Below are 16,846 nucleotides of genomic sequence, written 5' to 3' on the forward strand. Positions count from 1 at the left end.
ATACATTTAGGTAAAATGATGGGGGCTTATATTGCCGCGGTATCTGCTTTTCTGGTGGTAAATCAATTTTTACCATCACTGTTAAATTGGTTTCTGCCAGCAGTTTTTGGGGTTGTTTTTATTACCTATTGGATTTTAAAAATTAAAAAGAAGGATAAAGCTATAACAGGATGAACGTAATTATTATAGAAGACGAAAAGCCAGCAGCAAGAAGACTGGGCAGGTTATTGGCAGATTTGAATATGCCGGTTACCACCATGCTACACTCAGTTGAAGAGTCTATTATTTGGTTTGAGGAAAATGAACACCCGGATTTAATTTTCCTCGATATTCAATTGTCAGACGGGCTATCCTTTGAAATATTCGATGTAATCGAGGTAAAGAGTGCCATTATATTTACTACGGCCTATGATGAATACGCCTTGCAAGCTTTTAAACTGAATAGTATAGACTATTTGCTTAAGCCCATTGATGATGAAGAACTGGAAAGCGCCGTTAAAAAATTTAAGGCGCTTAAACCTAGCAGTCAAAAACTGGCCTTGGATTTTGAGGATATAAAGAAACTACTTGTGAATCCCCTAGAGCGGGAGTTTAAAAAACGATTTACCGCTAGGGTAGGGCAACATCTAAAAATCATAAATGCGGATGAGGTACAGTGTTTCTACAGTGAAAATAAAGGAACCTATGCCGCTACGCTAGATGGTAGGAATTATTTACTGGATACTACTTTGGAACATCTTGAAAGTGAGTTGGAACCTAAAATGTTTTTCCGTGTAAGTAGAAAGTTTTACGTTAACGTTAACCATATAAAAGACATCATATCCTACACCAATTCTCGCCTTCAAATTAAACTAACGAACTTTTCTGAGCAGGAAATTATTGTCAGTAGAGAACGTGTAAGGGACTTCAAGTTATGGTTAGAGTAAACTAATTTAATAAATTGAAAAATAATTGATTAAAAAAGCATTATAGATTTTATCGATACTGTATTTTGACCTATTTTTCGCTTTGCTCAATCCTATTTTCATCGAATGAAGAAGGCAGTAGTTTAGGAATTAATTTTATAAAAATTGGTAAGAGCACCGCTCCTCCGGGTAAAAGGAAAATAGCTAGTGAGGGAATACTCTTAAATATGTCCAAGAGCTGGCGTTGTACTTTTTTTTTCTCCTCCTTACTAAGGTCCTTAACCGTAGATTTTGACAACAATGCAACCAATTCCGCACTTTCGGACAGTTCTTTCTGTAGTCGTTTGCTATTTCTCAGAATTAGCCTGTTGACCAATCTACCCATGTTATCGTAAAATTGCAGGGCCAGATTTTGGTCTTTTAAAAATGGAATCGTTTCAGCGTTCTCAATAAAAAAATGGGTTACCTGTGCTAAAGCCTCCTGTATATGCTCATGGGCAAAACCTAAGTCTTTTCCTATACCATATATAAACTCGGATTCTTTGTACTCCAAAGAATTATCTTCCCATACCGTTAAGCAAGCCATATCTAGCAAATAGGCATTCTCCCATTTAGAATCGTTAGCTAAAAGTATATTTCTATAAGAACCATCGAAATTTTGATTATCCCCATCAATAAAACTCAGCGATGAGGCTAGCAATTGCGCCAGTTTTTCATCCTTCTTGTTTTTTTCTTTTGAGTTTAAGGCGTGGTAGGTAACGTTTATTACTAAATATTCTAGCTTTTGGGCGTGTTTCTCTATGTTCTCTGCTTTAGTTAGATACCTTTTGAAGAGCAACACATCAATGAATAACAGGGAATTGGTGATGAAACTATTAAAGGTTTTACTGATAATGTTATCTTCTAAATATACCCGAGAATCTATAAGTTTCTCCAGCTTGGAAGAAGTTTTACTTCCCGTAAAAATTTTTCCAAGAAAAGAAGCCTGATTTACCTCCAGGGTTTCATAAAACTTGAATATACATTCTAAAAAATCAGCGAAGTTCCCATCAGTATGCTTATCGATAAAGGTGAAGTATAGGGCGTTGAGCAAATTTATTTTTGCTTTCTCGTCTTCCGATAATTTATGCTCAGGAGTAACAAAGGCCGGTAGCCCGGTATGTATCCCGTAGACAAAACCTGTTTCTCTTAATCCAAAATATAAAGTGTTGAAGTCTTTATAGGTTTCTTGGTAGCTCTTGGCCAAGGACCCAAATTTATCAATCCAACCCGAAGCGGATGGGTTCATAAGAAAATTCTTTAACCGAATTAGAGTACCAAATTACTACAAAATAAGGAGATCAGAGTAATACCGATAGTATTAAAAGGATAAATAGATAATATAAAATTAAACGGACCGAGCTTTTGAAACTGATTTAGCTCATTTTCTTGACTTTAACGTTTTTTAACATTCATAAACAAACCCTCCCAAAGATTTCTCGTAAGTATTAGTGATTCTAATCTAAAAATTAAACTAAGAATGAAAAAATCAAAATTATTTATGGGCCTAGGGGCACTTGCTATTGCGGGAGCCGTGTTGGTTGCAGCAGATCACATTGATGCTCCGGGTACAATGGGTACCACAGCGGACATCGCCGATTTTTATGCTTTTGAACCTTCGGAAGGTTCGGACAATACCGTATTTGCGGTAGACTTACAGTCTAATGTGCTACCAGATTTGGCATACGGTACATTTGATGAGAATATTTTAACCGAAATCAATATTGATACCAATAACGATTTAGTAGAGGATTTGGTGATACAAGCTATTGCAAGAGATGGTGAAATGTATTTCTTTGGACCAGTTGTACCAAGCGCTACCGGAACTAGTGGAGAGATAATGGTAGACGCACCTCTTGGGTCTGTTGCCATTTCTATGGACACGGCTATAGTAGAAACCACCGCCGATGGTGTTTCACTCTTTGCCGGCCCAAGACAAGATGCCTTCTTCTTTGATTTCTTTCAGTTCAATGCGGTAATAGGCGGAATGGCTCCTGAAGGTTTTAAGCCAGCCGGGGACCCAAACACAACAGATGATGACGATACTACAGGGGTGGACACTTTTGATGGTGCTAACACCATGTCCATTGTAGTAGAAATTCCAAATAGCATGTTAGGGGAGACCACCGGTACAAATGCACTGGGTCTTACGGTTTATAAGACTTGGGTTACCACTAATGCAAAACAATAATTAAGAAAAGATAAAAACAAAAAAGATGAAATTAGATACAATAAAATACATATTCTTATCATGTTGCGCAGTGGCGGTTTTAGCGTCTTGTAATAATGATGATGACCAAGTAGCTATGAACGAACCTACTTGTACGGACGGCATAATGAACGGTGATGAAACCGGTGTAGATTGTGGCGGAACCACCTGTCAGCCATGTGAGGATGGTGTTACGCCGCCAATGGAAACGATGCCGGATTTTTCTGGAACATTTGTTCAGGTAGATTTTATGGGAAGACCAGGAATCAATACGGTTCTTAGTGCAGACGGTACTATTAAGGATGCCCATAACTTAGCTATTCCGTCGGAGATGGGAGCTATATTTCAAGCTGACTTTGAAGCGAGATTAGAAGCGTATCATGATGTATATGCCGGTTTGTTAGGAGCAGACCCTGCCGATGTAAATTATGAGAATAATATTCTTGGTTTGGATGCCGCTACGCTTACCGGCTATTTAGCTGCCGATGTTCTAGAAGTAGCACCTAATTTACCTACCACATACTTTAATCCTGGAACGGATGCTGATATGGATGGGAGAATTCTTGTTCCAGACGGAGATGAGGTAGCTCTTACAGGTAGAACTCCACAAGATGATGTTATCGATATTTCATTGATTCTATTATTTGGAGGAATGGAAGGAGATAGGTTCAGCGGACAAGATACGGATATGGACGGTGTTCAGGATTTACCTAGATTAACTTCAGACGGTGTTGGGCTTACCGCTGATATAACTACAACATTCCCATATTTGGGAGCTCCTGAATAAGACTATGAAAAAGGAGTTGAGGGAGGGTGGTCAAAGCCCTCCCTTTTATTACGAGTAAAGAGTACATCCAAAAAAACAATAAAAACGAAAAAATGAAACCTATAATTTATATGCTATTTGGTTTTCTATTGCTTTCGTGCAATACCAAAAATAAAAACGATATAGCACAGTCTAATGACTACGATAAATATTTAATTACAAATCCTACGGATACTACCTCAAAGTATTTTGAGCTATGGAATAAAAAGATACGTTCGGACAGCATGCAACTTACTAGTTTCGGAATAGTCGGTGGTGAGTACAATAGATACTTTAAAGAAACCGGTGATATTAGCTTCTTAAAAAAGTCGGAACGAAGTTTACAAAGAGCCGTTGATATTGCAGCAATCGGTAAAGAGGGTTATTTAAGGGCTTTGGCAAGAAATTATATCTCCCAACATAGATTCAGGGAAGCACTGGAAATGGCACAGCAGGCAAAGGAATTAGGCGGTGGTCTAAAGGACTCCCATAGCCTTCTCTTTGATATCCATATGGAATTAGGAAATTATGAGGTAGCGGAGGAATACCTGGGGCGCATAAAAAACATGTCAGATTTCGGTTATCTCATTAGAGTAGCCAAATGGAATGATTACAAAGGAGATTTGGATACCACAATTGCCTTTATGGAAAAGGCAAAAGAAAAGGCAGTGGCTTCCAAGAATAAAGAATTATTGCTCTGGAGCTTTACAAATATCGCCGATTACTATGGTCATGCGGGCAGAATACAGGACTCCTACCAACATTATCTGAAGGCATTGGCCTTGGATGCGAATAATGCGTATGCGAAAAAGGGAATAGCTTGGATTGCCTTTTCCCACGATAGAAATCCTGACGAGGCTATGCGTATATTAGATTCAATAACCAAGACGTATAGTGCTCCTGATTACTTCCTGCTGAAAGCGGAAATTGCAGATTACACCAATGATGACTTAAACCGTATGACAAATTTAGACCGCTATTTTTATAGTGTTCAAAATGACGCCTATGGAGAAATGTATAATGCCTACAACATTGGTCTTTATTTGGAAGAAACAGCGCAATACGAAAAAGCCTTGGAGCTAGCACAAAAAGAGGTCGCAAACAGACCTACACCAGAATCATTTAGTTTATTGGCCTATACCAATCTCAAAATGGGAAAGAAAGATGCGGCAATGAAAATAATTGATGACGAGGTTTTTGGTAAAACCTTTGAACCTGCCTTACTCTACCATGCAGCTGAAATTTACAAAGCAAATGGAGCTACGGAGAAAGTAAAAGAACTTAAGGGAGAGTTGCTAGGCGCTATTTATGAGCTTGGCCCCACTATGGAAAAAAACATCCAGAATTTGTAGTTTTTTGCCCCTCCCGAAGATCAAAGAATTGCCCTTCTGCGGTGTTCGGGATTTACAACTGGATAGTTTTTAGGTTGGATTGTTTTTTTGGAAAGCGCCACGGTCTTTAGACCGTGGCGTTTTTAAATGATGCATTTCATCGAAAATTAAGCTTTCTTTAAGACTAGTATGGATGAAATGCATATATTTATCGACCAAATGCATATTTTGGATTTTTTAAGGAAGCCCCAAGCCACTTAAAATAAGAATTGAATTTAACCAAAGTAGACCGCTTAAAATTATAATGTTATGGAATATCTTCTTTTTTCTTTATGGATATTAGCAATGGCTGTAATGGTAGGCAAAAGCATAATTGCGTACCGCGCACTTCAAAAAACACTGAATAGAAAAAACAGTATTATTTAGTCTTTAACAATTTTCTTATTAATACGGGTAGTAGTAAAAGGTCCAATACAAGGGCGGTTACCAAGGTTACACTTATGATGAGTCCTATGGTTATACTGGGTTGATGAATGGAGAAAAGCATAACCAGAAAACCAAAAAAGAGTATAATGGTCGTTATCACCAAGGCTCTACCGGTTTGCACAAAAGTTTTTTCAAGTGCTTTTTCCTGTGATAGTCCTTGGGCTATTCCCAGTTTATACTTTCCGAGAAAATGAATGGTATCGTCCACGGCAATACCAAAAACGATAGCGAAGACTACGGATAAAGATGCCTCTAAAGGAATTCCCAAGAAACCTAGAATACTACCGGCAAATACAATAGGCAGTAAATTAGGAACCAAGGATATAAGAAACATTTTAAAGTTTCTGAAAACAAGGACCATAATAACGCCTATGACAAGTAACCCATATAATAATCCCTCTAACAAACTTGTGCGGATATATTCTGAATTTTTATCCAACAACATACTTTTCCCCGTAACCTTCACCTTCACCAAGTTTGGATTTAGTTCTCTTGCGGCAAAATCATCTATCTGCTTATAAATCACCATAAGACTATCCGTGCCTACGTCTTGTAGTTTTCCATTGATTCTCGCTATTTGCTCCGTAGGATTTACAAAGCGGGCTAGTTGTTTACGAGCTAGCTTTTTTGCGTCTTTTTTATAGCGCTCAAAAAGAATTTCGTTCTCTGGAAGTGCAAAATATTCCGATTTATTTAAATGATGTGCCTTATTGATAATTTTGTAAGGTAGGTTGGCAGACTGCAAATTACCAATGCTCTTTATCTCTTTTAGGTAGGTCGTGAGCTTCTCTATTTCTTGCGCAACGGAAAAATCCGTGACCTTAGCGCTACCCTCTGACATAACCGCAATTTCCAAGGGTCTAAACCCTGCATAGTTTTCTTGAAAAAAGTTAAAATCCGCCGCTATTTTGCTCTCGTTGGGTAGCGTTTGCTTAAACTCATAATTTGTGCTGATATGATTGATACCAATGATACACAACAACGTAAAAACTAGTGTTCCATAGAGTATGGCTTTTGGATGGTTTCTCGTAAACACATTAATCCGAAGTAGATAATTCACCCATTTCTTGGAAATACTTTTTTGACCAATGAGTACCTTTTCGGGGATACTTATTAAAAGGGAACCTGTAAAAAAAATCACCGTTAAATAGGCCACTATAACACCCATGGCCGCATTAATCCCAAAATCTTGGATACTTACCAGCCTCGAAGATAGCAAGGTAATAAAACCAATGGCAGTGGTAAGCGAGGTCAGTAAGGTGGTGAGCCCTACTTCCTTTAGTGAGGAAGCTATAGCGGTATATTTATGGAGTCCGTTCTGTATTTTTCTAATAAAGCTATCCGTGATATGAATCACGTCGGAAGTACCCACAATGAGCATCAATACCGGATAGAAGGCCGCCATGGCGTTTAATTCTTTTCCCATAACAGACAACAAGCCAAGAAAAAGTAAAAGCGAAAGTCCAATGGATAATACCGAAATGAATACCACAGGAATACTTCTGTAGACCAATAATAGTATGATAAAAACCAGAATACTGGCAACAAGGGTCGTTTTAAGGACTTCACTCTTCTGCATCTCTACAATGGCTTCATAAAAAAAAGCCCTGCCTAGAATATGGTAATCGTTTAGTTCGTTGGCCTTAAGCGCGTTACGTAACTGGTTTAGTAATATTTCAGACTTCTCATAGTCTAGATTATCAATGGTTTGTAATGCCACGACTAAAGAAGTTCCTTTCTCGTCTATAAGTGCATTCACGAACAATTCATCTTCCTGTATTTTTAACCAATCTTTTGCATATTGATTTTTATCGTCCTTATGAATTATAGGGAGAGTGGTGTAACCAAATGAGGTTTTTAATGGATAAGAAAGTGTTGTTATAGACGAGCTCTCGGTAACAAAATCAAAAGTTTTACTTTCCTCGGAAAACTGATGGAATCTATTTAGAAATCCCTGTTCAAAAACGGTGCTATCACTTTTAACGGCGACCAATAAAAAGTTGTCATCCGTTCCAAATTCTGCAACATAGTCTTGATAAAATTCCAAATCGGGGTCCTCTTCTGGAAAAAACTGGCTAAAATCGAAAGAGAATTTCAAATTTTCCAGAACGGAGGCAGACAGTATGCCCAGGCCTATGAACAGAACTATGAATATTTTTTTTAAAATAGAAAAACTGTTCATGTAATACGAATGGGGTCTTTGTTCTGAATCCTCTGCGAAATTAATCAAACTAGAACAGTTTTCTCCAAAAAAAGACGGCTCAAGCGAGAGGAAGTTGGTAAATTGTAACGATGAAAAAGAATTACTTGGCTTTGGTATTAATTTGTGCTTTGATGTACCCGTTATCAGCAATAGCTCAAAAGCGGACCAAAAAGGTCAGAGACAGCACTAAAAACTTTCAATTAACGGCACTTCCGGTCTTATTTTTTCTTCCAGAAACAGGGCTTGGTTTTGGTGGCCTGGGACTTTCCACTTTTCGGTTGAAAGGAGAGCCTAAAGAATCCAGACCAAGTTCGGTGCAGTTGGGCCTAACTTTTACAAGTAAAAAGCAGTTGTTGTTCTTTATGCCCTTTGAAATTTATTCGGATAATGAAAAGTGGCGTTTTATAGGGGAATTAGGATACTACCAATACTTCTACAACTATTATGGTAGGGGCGTTAACTCACAGGAAGAAGATTTAGAAACCTACGATGCAGATTTCCCCAGACTACGTTTTTCGGCGTTGCGAGAAGTCTTCCCCGGTATTTCCATCGGTATGGGTTACGAGTTTGACGGTTACAACGTAATTAATTTAGAACCTGATGGATTACTGGATAATTCTAACGAAATTGGAAAAGATGGAGGTACGGTATCCAATCTTGGCCTAGTGGCCTTTTATGATACCAGAGATAATATATTTTTTCCTACGAAAGGCTTTTTTCTTCAAACCAGTGCTTTCACTGCCATGAAATTTCTGGGCTCTTCTTTTGCCTACAGTAAATTGGAAATTAACGCTAGTTATTATAAACAATTAAAAGGGAACCATATTTTAGCCAGTAATGTATTTCTTGGTACAAGAAGTGAGAATGCACCTTTCCTTGATTTAAATTCTTTAGGAACTAGACGTACAAGAGGGCATAATGCCAGACGCTTTCAAGATAACGCAGAACTCAGCGCAGTAGTAGAGTATCGGTTTCCTATTTCCGGTAGGTTCGGAGGGGTGCTTTTTGGCTCAACAGGAACCGTTTCTCCAACTTTGGGAGATACTTTCTCTTCTGGATTCAGAAATGCCGTAGGTACTGGTTTGCGGTATATCGTGAATAAAAAAGAAGGTACACGTATCCGAGTGGATTATGGGATTTCATCCGAGGGCGGACAATTTTATTTTACGATTAACGAAGCATTTTAACTTCAACTATAACTCAATATAGTTGTCCAAATCCAGAGTCCAGTCGTAATTTTTATAGGCAATATCAATATCCTTGGTGGTTGGAATAAGGTTCAGATTCTTAAGTATTTTCTTAACACCACTTTTGCCACCAAAATCCCCTCTAAACCAACTGAATAAGGATGTCACTGCCACCTCTTTTTTAGAAGCATCGTAGATGGTGGAACCAGATAGGTATTTTTCGGTACCCTTATCAAACTGTTCATCAAGTCTTTCCCATTCGTAAATAGCCACCGGAGGGCAATCCTTGGCACCACAGTTAAGCGCAAAATGTATTCGGTAATCCCTCTTGTCCACTCTGAGTTTGCGTTCCAACTTATTCGGAAACCATTTTCTAATGCGTCCAAGACCATACTCCCATTGCGATTTTCTAATGATGCCATGTTCAATTTTAGCAAATGATATCGTATCACCAGCAATGGGTATTTGTTCATTCTTGAAAAAACTACCCCTATCTTCATAAAGTTTAGGATTGTCCTTGAGTATGTCTAAAATGTAGGCATTATAAACATTTACCCAAAAAGCCAATTTTTTTTTGTCGTTGTCTAAGGCTAGTTCTAGGTCCTTAAGAGTAGAATTTGCGAATACACCGCGTATTTCTTTAGTATCTTCACCGTTCAAAGCTTGTGCTAGGAATTTTTCAGATAATTCATTGTAATCAATGTTAGCTGCACTTTGAGCAGTGACATTGTTTTTGCAGGCAACGAGCATGATAGCTAAAAGAGAAAAAACAAAATAGGAGTTCTTCATGATTTACTTAATATATTTTCACTTACGTAAAGATAGTGTTACAGGTTTTGAAAATGAGTCGAAAAAACATGCAAACCTTTCATTCTAAATTATGGCTTTTTTAATTGGAAATTTAGAACCCTTTTCATTCTTATTACGTAGATTGAAATGAATTTTATGCAAACCTTTTATCTTAAACCGTTCCAATGGACAGTTTCCCCGAGATAGTATTTTATGATTAGTATAATAATACCTGCACACAAAGAAAAATCCAACCTTATACAATTGGTGACATACCTTGGAGATATGGATAATTCAGGTTCCTATGAAATTATTATCGCCCAGTCCCCAGATTGTTGTGAGGACATAGCCAAGATTGCGAACGGAACATCTGTTCGTTTGGTAAAATGTGAGAAGAAGGGAAGAGCCTGTCAGATGAACGAGGGAGCCGAGCATGCCAAGGGAGAGATAGTAGCTTTTTTACATGCCGATGTAAGACCTCCAAAGGACTTTCTAAGTAATATAGAAAGTGCTCTTGCTACGGGGTTTGATGCGGGATTCTTTTCCTACAAGTTTGATAAGGATAATTTTTGGCTTGGAATCAACGCATTTTTCACCGCTAAGGACGGTTTGTTCACGGGTGGTGGTGACCAATGCCTTTTTATTCGAAAATCAGTTTTTTCGAAACTTGGTGGATTTGATGCGAAACAAGTACTCATGGAAGATTTTGAGTTTTTCAAGCGCATGAAAAAAAATAAGATTCCATATACTATTATCAAAAATGACCTTGTTGTATCTGCCCGTAAATATGAAAGTAATTCTTACCTCAGGGTAAACCTCTCTAATTTACTTTTGGTCATGCTTTTTAAATTGGGATATCCTAGCCAGAAGCTTAGGTTCCTTCACGATAAACTACTCCGCACCCCGTATAATGGATGAAGGCATAAACGGTATTCAACAAATAGGAATTGGTGTCCACGATACCAAAGCGGTATTTAACTGGTACCGAGAACACTTAGGATTTGATATTTTGTTGTTCAAAGATGAGGCTACGGCCTCCTTAATGACCAAATATACTTTAGGCGAACCCCAAAGAAGAGATGCATATCTGTCCTTAAATATGCTTGGTGGCGGAGGACTGGAAATTTGGCAGTTTAAAGACCGGGTAGCGCAAGGGCCGGAGCATGAGATTTTATGGGGAGATTTAGGCATCAACGCGATGAAGGTAAGAACGGTCGATATTAAGAAAAGTCATTTACAAATTTCCGATTTGAAACTTTCTGGTATAACCAATATCACAAAATCAAGTTACGGGGAGTTACACTTTTACTTTAACGACCCGTGGAACAATAGGGTGCAGATGGTTCAGGATTCCTATGCATTTGGAAGCAGCAAAACAGGCGTTGGAGGAGTTCTGGGTGCCGTAATCGGAGTTTCTGATATGGATACTTCCACTCTTTTCTATAAGAATTTCTTGGGCTATACGGATGTCGTGTGCGACGAAGAGATTGTGCTTTCTGCTAATACCGCGAATACTATTAAAGAACGGTTTAGAAAGGTGGTTATGCGACATTCCAGAAAAGAGATCGGGGGCTTTGCAGAATTACTCGGACCAACTCAGATAGAACTGGTGCAGGCCTTGGACCGGCAACCCGAAAAAATCTACAAAAATAGACTTTGGGGAGATTTAGGTTATATCCATATCTGTTTTGATGTTCAAGGTATGGACAGCTTAAGGAAGAAGGCCATGGCTATGAACAATCCTTTTACCGTTGATAGTGCGCAGAGCTTTGATATGGGAGATGCCGCAGGACACTTCAGCTATGTAGAAGACCCCGATGGAACGTTAATTGAACTCGTGGAAACCCATAAAGTTCCTATTATTAAGAAATTGGGACTGTACCTAAGTTTGAAAAATAGGAAATCTAACAAACCTTTGCCAAAATGGTTGGTTAAGACGCTTCGTTTTCATCGAATCGCCAAGAATCTCTAAAAGTTCTTTATTATTCTTGAGACTTTGTGGTACGGATAAGGCCAATACCTGAAAAGAAAAAAATAGCTCCTAATACGCCGTAAACAATCAAGGCTTTGGTGGTTCCGGTACTATTACCAAATAAAATTGCTGCATACACAAGACCTCCGATACCCAAAAGGGTTAATACGGTTCCAAAAAGTTTCTTTAAATCCATGGCGGAAAAATAAGAAAATTTCTGTTCGGGAAAAAAATTATTATTAGGAAGCGGATACCGCACCTAATGTATACAACTGTTCCAATGTGGGCGACTGGCTACCGCCTGCCGGTTCCAACGTAATTCCAAACGCTTCGGAATCGTTAGGATTTTCTAGTGTAAAAACCTTGTTTTCATCAGCATCAAAATTCTCTAGAAGCCCCATGTTAGTGGGAGTTAGAGGAGATAGTTTTAGCGACCAGACTTGATAAACGAAACCATCTGGGGGTTCGGGTAAACCTTGTGCGTCGATAAACACTTTCTGTTCTTTTTTGTTCCAATAAGCTTTGGCATAGGATGTGGGGGACACTGCTTGGCCTCCTAGAGGAATAACGGAAATATCCTTGTCTCTCAGGGTGGTTAATAATTCTTTTGTCTTTTCTAAGGAAGTACCGGCATTAGCTATTTGCTCTTCTAACATTAGGTTCTGTTGTTCAACGACCTCTAGTTCAGATTTTAATTTTTCATTCTGATTATAGGTCCAAAAGAGTCCTATAGCCAGAAGAATAGAGGCTGCCCAACCAAGATACTGTGCCCAGACAGTACTGGATTTTTCTATCGGTATAACCTTTGTTTTGGTCTTGTAAAGACCTAAATAATCCGCTATCCTTTCAAATGGATTTGCCCTTACGGTGGTGGCTTCTTTAGTGAGTTGTAGTATTGCCGTCTCTATGGCTTCAATTTCAGCCTCAATGGCAGGATACTCCTGGGCATAGGCGCTTATTTCCAGATTTTCTTTTTCTGAAAGTACCCCTGCAACATAAAGTTCCAGTATTCCTGATGCTATGTACTTTTCTACATCCATTTACTTGACATCCATAGTTTCCCGCAATTGGGAAATACAACTTCTATTTCTTGTTTTAACCGTTCCCACTGGTATTTCTAATTCCTCGGCTGCTTCTTTCTGAGTATACCCTCTAAAATATAGGAGTTCTATTATTTGAACACATTTTTCTTTAAGATTTTTTACCATTTTTCTGATACCGGAGGTGTCTATACCATCCTCTGTATCTTCTTTGTGGGCTAAAATACCTACGAGGTAATCTGCGGAAAGGTTCTTTTTTTGATTTTTATACGACCTACTGCGTACTTCATCGATAGCGGCATTTCTGGCAATGTTCAGTATCCAAGTAAAGAAGCGCCCTTTGGAAGAATTGTAGCTTTCGGCATTATTCCAAATTTTCACGAATACATCTTGGCAAATTTCCTGCGACCTACCTTCGTTACGCACAATGGTTTCAATAACACCACAGATGTTATCTGAATACATGCCATAGAGAACTTCAAAGGCGGAGGCGTCCTTGTTCTTAAAACGTTCTACTAAAGCATCTAACTGCATATTTTTCGCTATCTAAGAGAGAATAAATAAAAAAGCTGCTCTGTGAAGCAGCGTTTTTTAAAAAGTACTGTAATTATTGAATTATTCCTGTACAACTTACCCTGGCCCCGGCAGCACCACTAGGTTGTGACGTGAAATCATCGATTCCTTGATGCACGATAACCGCTTTACCAACAATATTTTTATTCTCGTCCTCACATCCAATACACCATTGATCCGTTTCAAACTCTTTTACCGCGTTACCGGCCGCATCAGCAACAAAATTTCCGATATCTCCTTTGTGATATCCTTCTTCAGCACCCCATTTCCCATGAGGTTCGTTAGTAGGGTTCCAGTGTCCGCCTGTTGATTTTCCGTCCGCGGAAGAACAATCTGCTGTTTGATGAATATGTATGGCATGCTCACCTTCGGTCAGACCACTTAAATTGGCCATCATTTTTACCGTACCGTTTTCTTCGGTAAAGGTAACCTCACCCTTTACATCACTATCGCTCTTGGGTTCCATCATAAATTTGATGCTCTGAGCCATTACCTCTTGTTTTACCTCCTCAACGGCTTCTTCCATTTCATCGGCCGCATCGTTAGCTTCTTTTTTTACCTCTTTACAACTTACGACCGCTAATAGCGACATGGCTGCTAACGGTAACTTGAATATTATTTTCATTTTCTAGTGTTTTTATATTTACTCTCTAAAATTAAGAAATTATAAACGGTATATTGACGCAAATCAAAATGATTTTAACATTAATCGATTGTCCCTGATGCCTCTTTTCAGGTTTTCACATACCAAGAGTGCCTTATCTATTTTGGTTTGTGGGTTTTTATAGCGTGCTATAGCATAGATAATACCTCGTTTTTTACCATCCGTCAGCGCTTCAAAAATTTTAAACGCTTCATAATCGCTCAGTAAGACGGCGTCGAACTCTTCTGGCATCTCTACGCCATATCTTGAAGTGTCTTCAAAGAATTGAATTTGAAAGTAGTCATTGGGAAAGATACCCAGCTCTTTTTGATACCGCTTACCGAACATCATATAGTGATTTCCATTTCTTTTTTGAATGGCGGCATGAAAAGACAGTTCTTTTCCCTCGTAAGAGGCAATGACTTTTACTCTTTTTAAATTCCTTTCAAGAAATGGGACTATAATGTCCTCGGGTAAAAGCAGGGAATAATAATTCCCCGTAATGGATATTTCAAAAGGTTTACTTTTTAAGAGTTCCAATTTTTATATTTTTTATCAACCATCAACCATCAACCATCAACCATCAACCCTTGTCCTGAGCGTAGCAGAAGGGATCAACCCTTTTCCTGAGCGTAGCCGAAGGAATCAACCAATTTAGTAATTACCTGTGTTTTACTGTGAAGGGTTTTATGAACAGGGCATTTATCCGCAATCTGGAGAATACGTATTTTTTGCTTTTCATCCAGGTCTCCAGTAAGGGTTATTTCCCTATGAAAGGTATCTATCTTAGCGTTATCGGTTTCACAGTTCTCACAATCTTCAGCGTGCGACTTTGCATAGGAAGTATGCACTTCTACCAAATCTACTTTCCAGCCTTTACGTTTGGTATACATCTGGATGGTCATGGCCGTACAGGCCGATAACCCTGCGGATACAAGCTCATATGGAGACGGACCGTAATCGTTACCACCAAAATCCTTAGGTTCGTCCGCAATCATAAAATGACTACCTACCTTCATATTCGTTGTAAATCCGTCCTCAATACCTAAACTGGCTACAACTTGATGTTTTGTTTTCAGGGAATCATTTTTTGGAATGCTCACATATCGTTGGGACCAACCAGCGATAACTTTACCAACGTACTGGGAGTCTTCCTTTCTCATAAGCAAGTGATCAGCACCGTCTAGCGATACAAAACTCTTTGGATGGCGAGCAGCTACATAAATTTCCTCTGCATTTTTAATCCCTACGGTATCATCTTGCGGGGAATGAAGAATGAGCAGTGGTTTACGTAACCCTTCAACTACGTTTGGTAAGGATTTATGCTCTAAATCGTCCAGAAACTGTTTTTTAATGGTGAAATCCCTGCCACTTAAATTGACAATGGCCTTTCCACTTTTTTCTATTTCCGTTAAGTTGCTTTTAAAAAGATGCTGTACATGTTTTGGGTTCGAGGGTGCGCCAATGGTCGCAACCGCTTTAACAGAACTTATTTCTGCAGCGGCGAACAAGGCTGCGGCACCTCCCAAAGAATGACCTATAATAAGTGTAGGCGCCTTAAAGTTTTTTTCAAGGTGTTCCGCGGCAGCTATTAAGTCAGATACATTTCCGGAAAAGTTGGTGTCTGCAAAATCACCATCGCTCTCACCTAATCCGGTAAAGTCAAAACGAAGCACGGAAAACCCACTAGAGGTCAGCGCTTTTCCGATATTCTTTACCGCCAAAAGATTTTTATTGCAAGTAAAACAATGTGCAAAAATCACAAAGTTATGTGGATGTTGGTCCACAGGTAGTTCTAACCGGCCTACCAGTGTCTGCCCTTCTTTATTCTGAAACGTTATTTTTTGAAGACTCATTTTTTACTTTTTCTTGAATACACCTCTTAAGTCGGGATTATAAAAAACTCCTATCTGTAATCGGTCAAAATTTGCAGTTCTAAAATGATTTTTTAAATAACCGGCCTGTACGCTCAGGTTTTCTGTTACGTTAACGCCAAGAGCGGCATACAGACGGTTTTGATCAAATGCTTCCCTTTGTAGGTTAATGAAGATTTCATCGTAAAAATTCAGGAAGAAAATATCGGTCAGGGGTAAGGTCACTTGAAGGCGATACCTGGCACGGTGATCCGTTCTTCTTTCGAACTCTGGGTCGCTTTCTTCACCAACAGTTATGAATCGTTGCTCTAATCTGTAACGGTGTTCAAAGAGCACCTCCCAAACTTTATCCTTTAAAATAAACTGTTGAAAAATACGATGCTCGTTTAACCGCAAATCCTCGGTCAATATATCCCCGAATATGATTCTATTATCAGAAAAATTAGGGTCCGTGTTGATGTACGCATAACCAAAGGTGGCTATGGCATCTGGATTAATATGATAGTTGAGGCCGGTTCGTAATAACAATTGGTTAAAATTTTTGGCCTGCTCGTAATACCGTAATTGGGCTTCGGTATGAATACTGAACTTTTCCGATATTCTATTGGTCCCAAAGTACATGTGCCAAGAACCTAGCTTATCCTCTCCGTTTTCTTGGGCGTTTAAGGAGACGTAAAAAATAGCAAAAAGTATTAATAGGATTTTTTTCATAAAATAGTGGCAATTGTAAACTTGATTACTCTAGGGCTTTATCAATTTTAATTAGTAAATAAATGTTTAAGAACTTGAA

The 16,846-nt window shown here is 38.7% G+C and carries 17 protein-coding genes; 7 read left to right on the top strand and 10 right to left on the bottom strand.

What is annotated here, in order from left to right:
* Window positions 1-170 precede the first annotated feature (170 nt).
* Window positions 171-926 carry a LytR/AlgR family response regulator transcription factor gene (locus tag EJ994_RS02910; RefSeq protein ID WP_126591117.1) on the top strand — a complete coding sequence of 252 codons (756 nt, stop codon included), beginning with the start codon at window positions 171-173 and terminating at the stop codon, window positions 924-926.
* A gap of 70 nt (window positions 927-996) precedes the next feature.
* Here EJ994_RS02910 and EJ994_RS02915 read toward each other — a convergent pair whose 3' ends face one another.
* Window positions 997-2,193: an LETM1-related biofilm-associated protein gene (locus EJ994_RS02915; RefSeq protein ID WP_126591118.1), complete on the bottom strand. Its 1,197-nt coding sequence runs from the start codon at window positions 2,191-2,193 to the stop codon at window positions 997-999.
* 231 nt (window positions 2,194-2,424) lie between these two features.
* Between EJ994_RS02915 and EJ994_RS02920 the strand changes: the two genes are divergently transcribed.
* The 3 genes from EJ994_RS02920 (at window position 2,425) to EJ994_RS02930 (ending at window position 5,310) form a co-directional block, all read left to right on the top strand.
* Window positions 2,425-3,135: a DUF4331 family protein gene (locus EJ994_RS02920; protein ID WP_126591119.1), complete on the top strand. Its 711-nt coding sequence runs from the start codon at window positions 2,425-2,427 to the stop codon at window positions 3,133-3,135.
* 25 nt (window positions 3,136-3,160) lie between these two features.
* Window positions 3,161-3,940 carry a DUF4331 family protein gene (locus EJ994_RS02925; RefSeq protein ID WP_241240839.1) on the top strand — a complete coding sequence of 260 codons (780 nt, stop codon included), beginning with the start codon at window positions 3,161-3,163 and terminating at the stop codon, window positions 3,938-3,940.
* A 92-nt stretch (window positions 3,941-4,032) separates the two neighbouring features.
* Window positions 4,033-5,310, top strand: coding sequence for a tetratricopeptide repeat protein (locus tag EJ994_RS02930; protein WP_126591120.1), 1,278 nt, complete (start codon window positions 4,033-4,035; stop codon window positions 5,308-5,310).
* 397 nt (window positions 5,311-5,707) lie between these two features.
* Here EJ994_RS02930 and EJ994_RS02935 read toward each other — a convergent pair whose 3' ends face one another.
* Window positions 5,708-8,005, bottom strand: a complete 2,298-nt coding sequence (locus EJ994_RS02935; protein WP_126591121.1) for an efflux RND transporter permease subunit — start codon at window positions 8,003-8,005, stop codon at window positions 5,708-5,710.
* 62 nt (window positions 8,006-8,067) lie between these two features.
* Between EJ994_RS02935 and EJ994_RS02940 the strand changes: the two genes are divergently transcribed.
* Window positions 8,068-9,165, top strand: coding sequence for a BamA/TamA family outer membrane protein (locus EJ994_RS02940; RefSeq protein WP_126591122.1), 1,098 nt, complete (start codon window positions 8,068-8,070; stop codon window positions 9,163-9,165).
* A gap of 6 nt (window positions 9,166-9,171) precedes the next feature.
* On the opposite strand, the gene EJ994_RS02945 is transcribed toward EJ994_RS02940, so the two are convergent.
* Entirely contained in the window at window positions 9,172-9,954 is a 783-nt protein-coding gene (locus EJ994_RS02945) for a DUF547 domain-containing protein (RefSeq protein WP_126591123.1), read from the bottom strand.
* A gap of 213 nt (window positions 9,955-10,167) precedes the next feature.
* Here EJ994_RS02945 and EJ994_RS02950 point away from each other — a divergent pair, with 213 nt between their 5' ends.
* Window positions 10,168-10,872, top strand: coding sequence for a TIGR04283 family arsenosugar biosynthesis glycosyltransferase (locus EJ994_RS02950; protein WP_126591124.1), 705 nt, complete (start codon window positions 10,168-10,170; stop codon window positions 10,870-10,872).
* Entirely contained in the window at window positions 10,865-11,926 is a 1,062-nt protein-coding gene (locus EJ994_RS02955) for a VOC family protein (RefSeq protein ID WP_126591125.1), read from the top strand. The genes EJ994_RS02950 and EJ994_RS02955 overlap by 8 nt, the downstream gene beginning before the upstream one ends.
* 10 nt (window positions 11,927-11,936) lie before the next feature.
* Here EJ994_RS02955 and EJ994_RS02960 read toward each other — a convergent pair whose 3' ends face one another.
* The 7 genes from EJ994_RS02960 to EJ994_RS02990 form a co-directional block, all read right to left on the bottom strand.
* Window positions 11,937-12,122: a hypothetical protein gene (locus EJ994_RS02960; RefSeq protein WP_099573685.1), complete on the bottom strand. Its 186-nt coding sequence runs from the start codon at window positions 12,120-12,122 to the stop codon at window positions 11,937-11,939.
* Window positions 12,123-12,165: 43 nt separating this feature from the next.
* Window positions 12,166-12,966 (bottom strand): anti-sigma factor domain-containing protein, encoded by an 801-nt coding sequence (locus EJ994_RS02965; RefSeq protein ID WP_126591126.1) that lies wholly within the window; start codon window positions 12,964-12,966, stop codon window positions 12,166-12,168.
* Complete coding sequence (locus tag EJ994_RS02970) at window positions 12,967-13,500, bottom strand: RNA polymerase sigma factor (RefSeq protein WP_126591127.1); 534 nt, start codon at window positions 13,498-13,500, stop codon at window positions 12,967-12,969.
* Between the two features lie 73 nt (window positions 13,501-13,573).
* Window positions 13,574-14,164, bottom strand: coding sequence for a superoxide dismutase family protein (locus EJ994_RS02975; protein ID WP_126591128.1), 591 nt, complete (start codon window positions 14,162-14,164; stop codon window positions 13,574-13,576).
* 63 nt (window positions 14,165-14,227) lie between these two features.
* Window positions 14,228-14,722 (bottom strand): YdeI/OmpD-associated family protein, encoded by a 495-nt coding sequence (locus EJ994_RS02980; protein WP_126591129.1) that lies wholly within the window; start codon window positions 14,720-14,722, stop codon window positions 14,228-14,230.
* Between the two features lie 74 nt (window positions 14,723-14,796).
* Entirely contained in the window at window positions 14,797-16,038 is a 1,242-nt protein-coding gene (locus EJ994_RS02985) for a bifunctional alpha/beta hydrolase/OsmC family protein (protein WP_126591130.1), read from the bottom strand.
* Between the two features lie 3 nt (window positions 16,039-16,041).
* Entirely contained in the window at window positions 16,042-16,767 is a 726-nt protein-coding gene (locus EJ994_RS02990; RefSeq protein ID WP_126591131.1) for a DUF2490 domain-containing protein, read from the bottom strand.
* Window positions 16,768-16,846 lie beyond the last annotated feature (79 nt).

Source organism: Maribacter sp. MJ134, from assembly GCF_003970695.1.
Taxonomy (GTDB): domain Bacteria; phylum Bacteroidota; class Bacteroidia; order Flavobacteriales; family Flavobacteriaceae; genus Maribacter.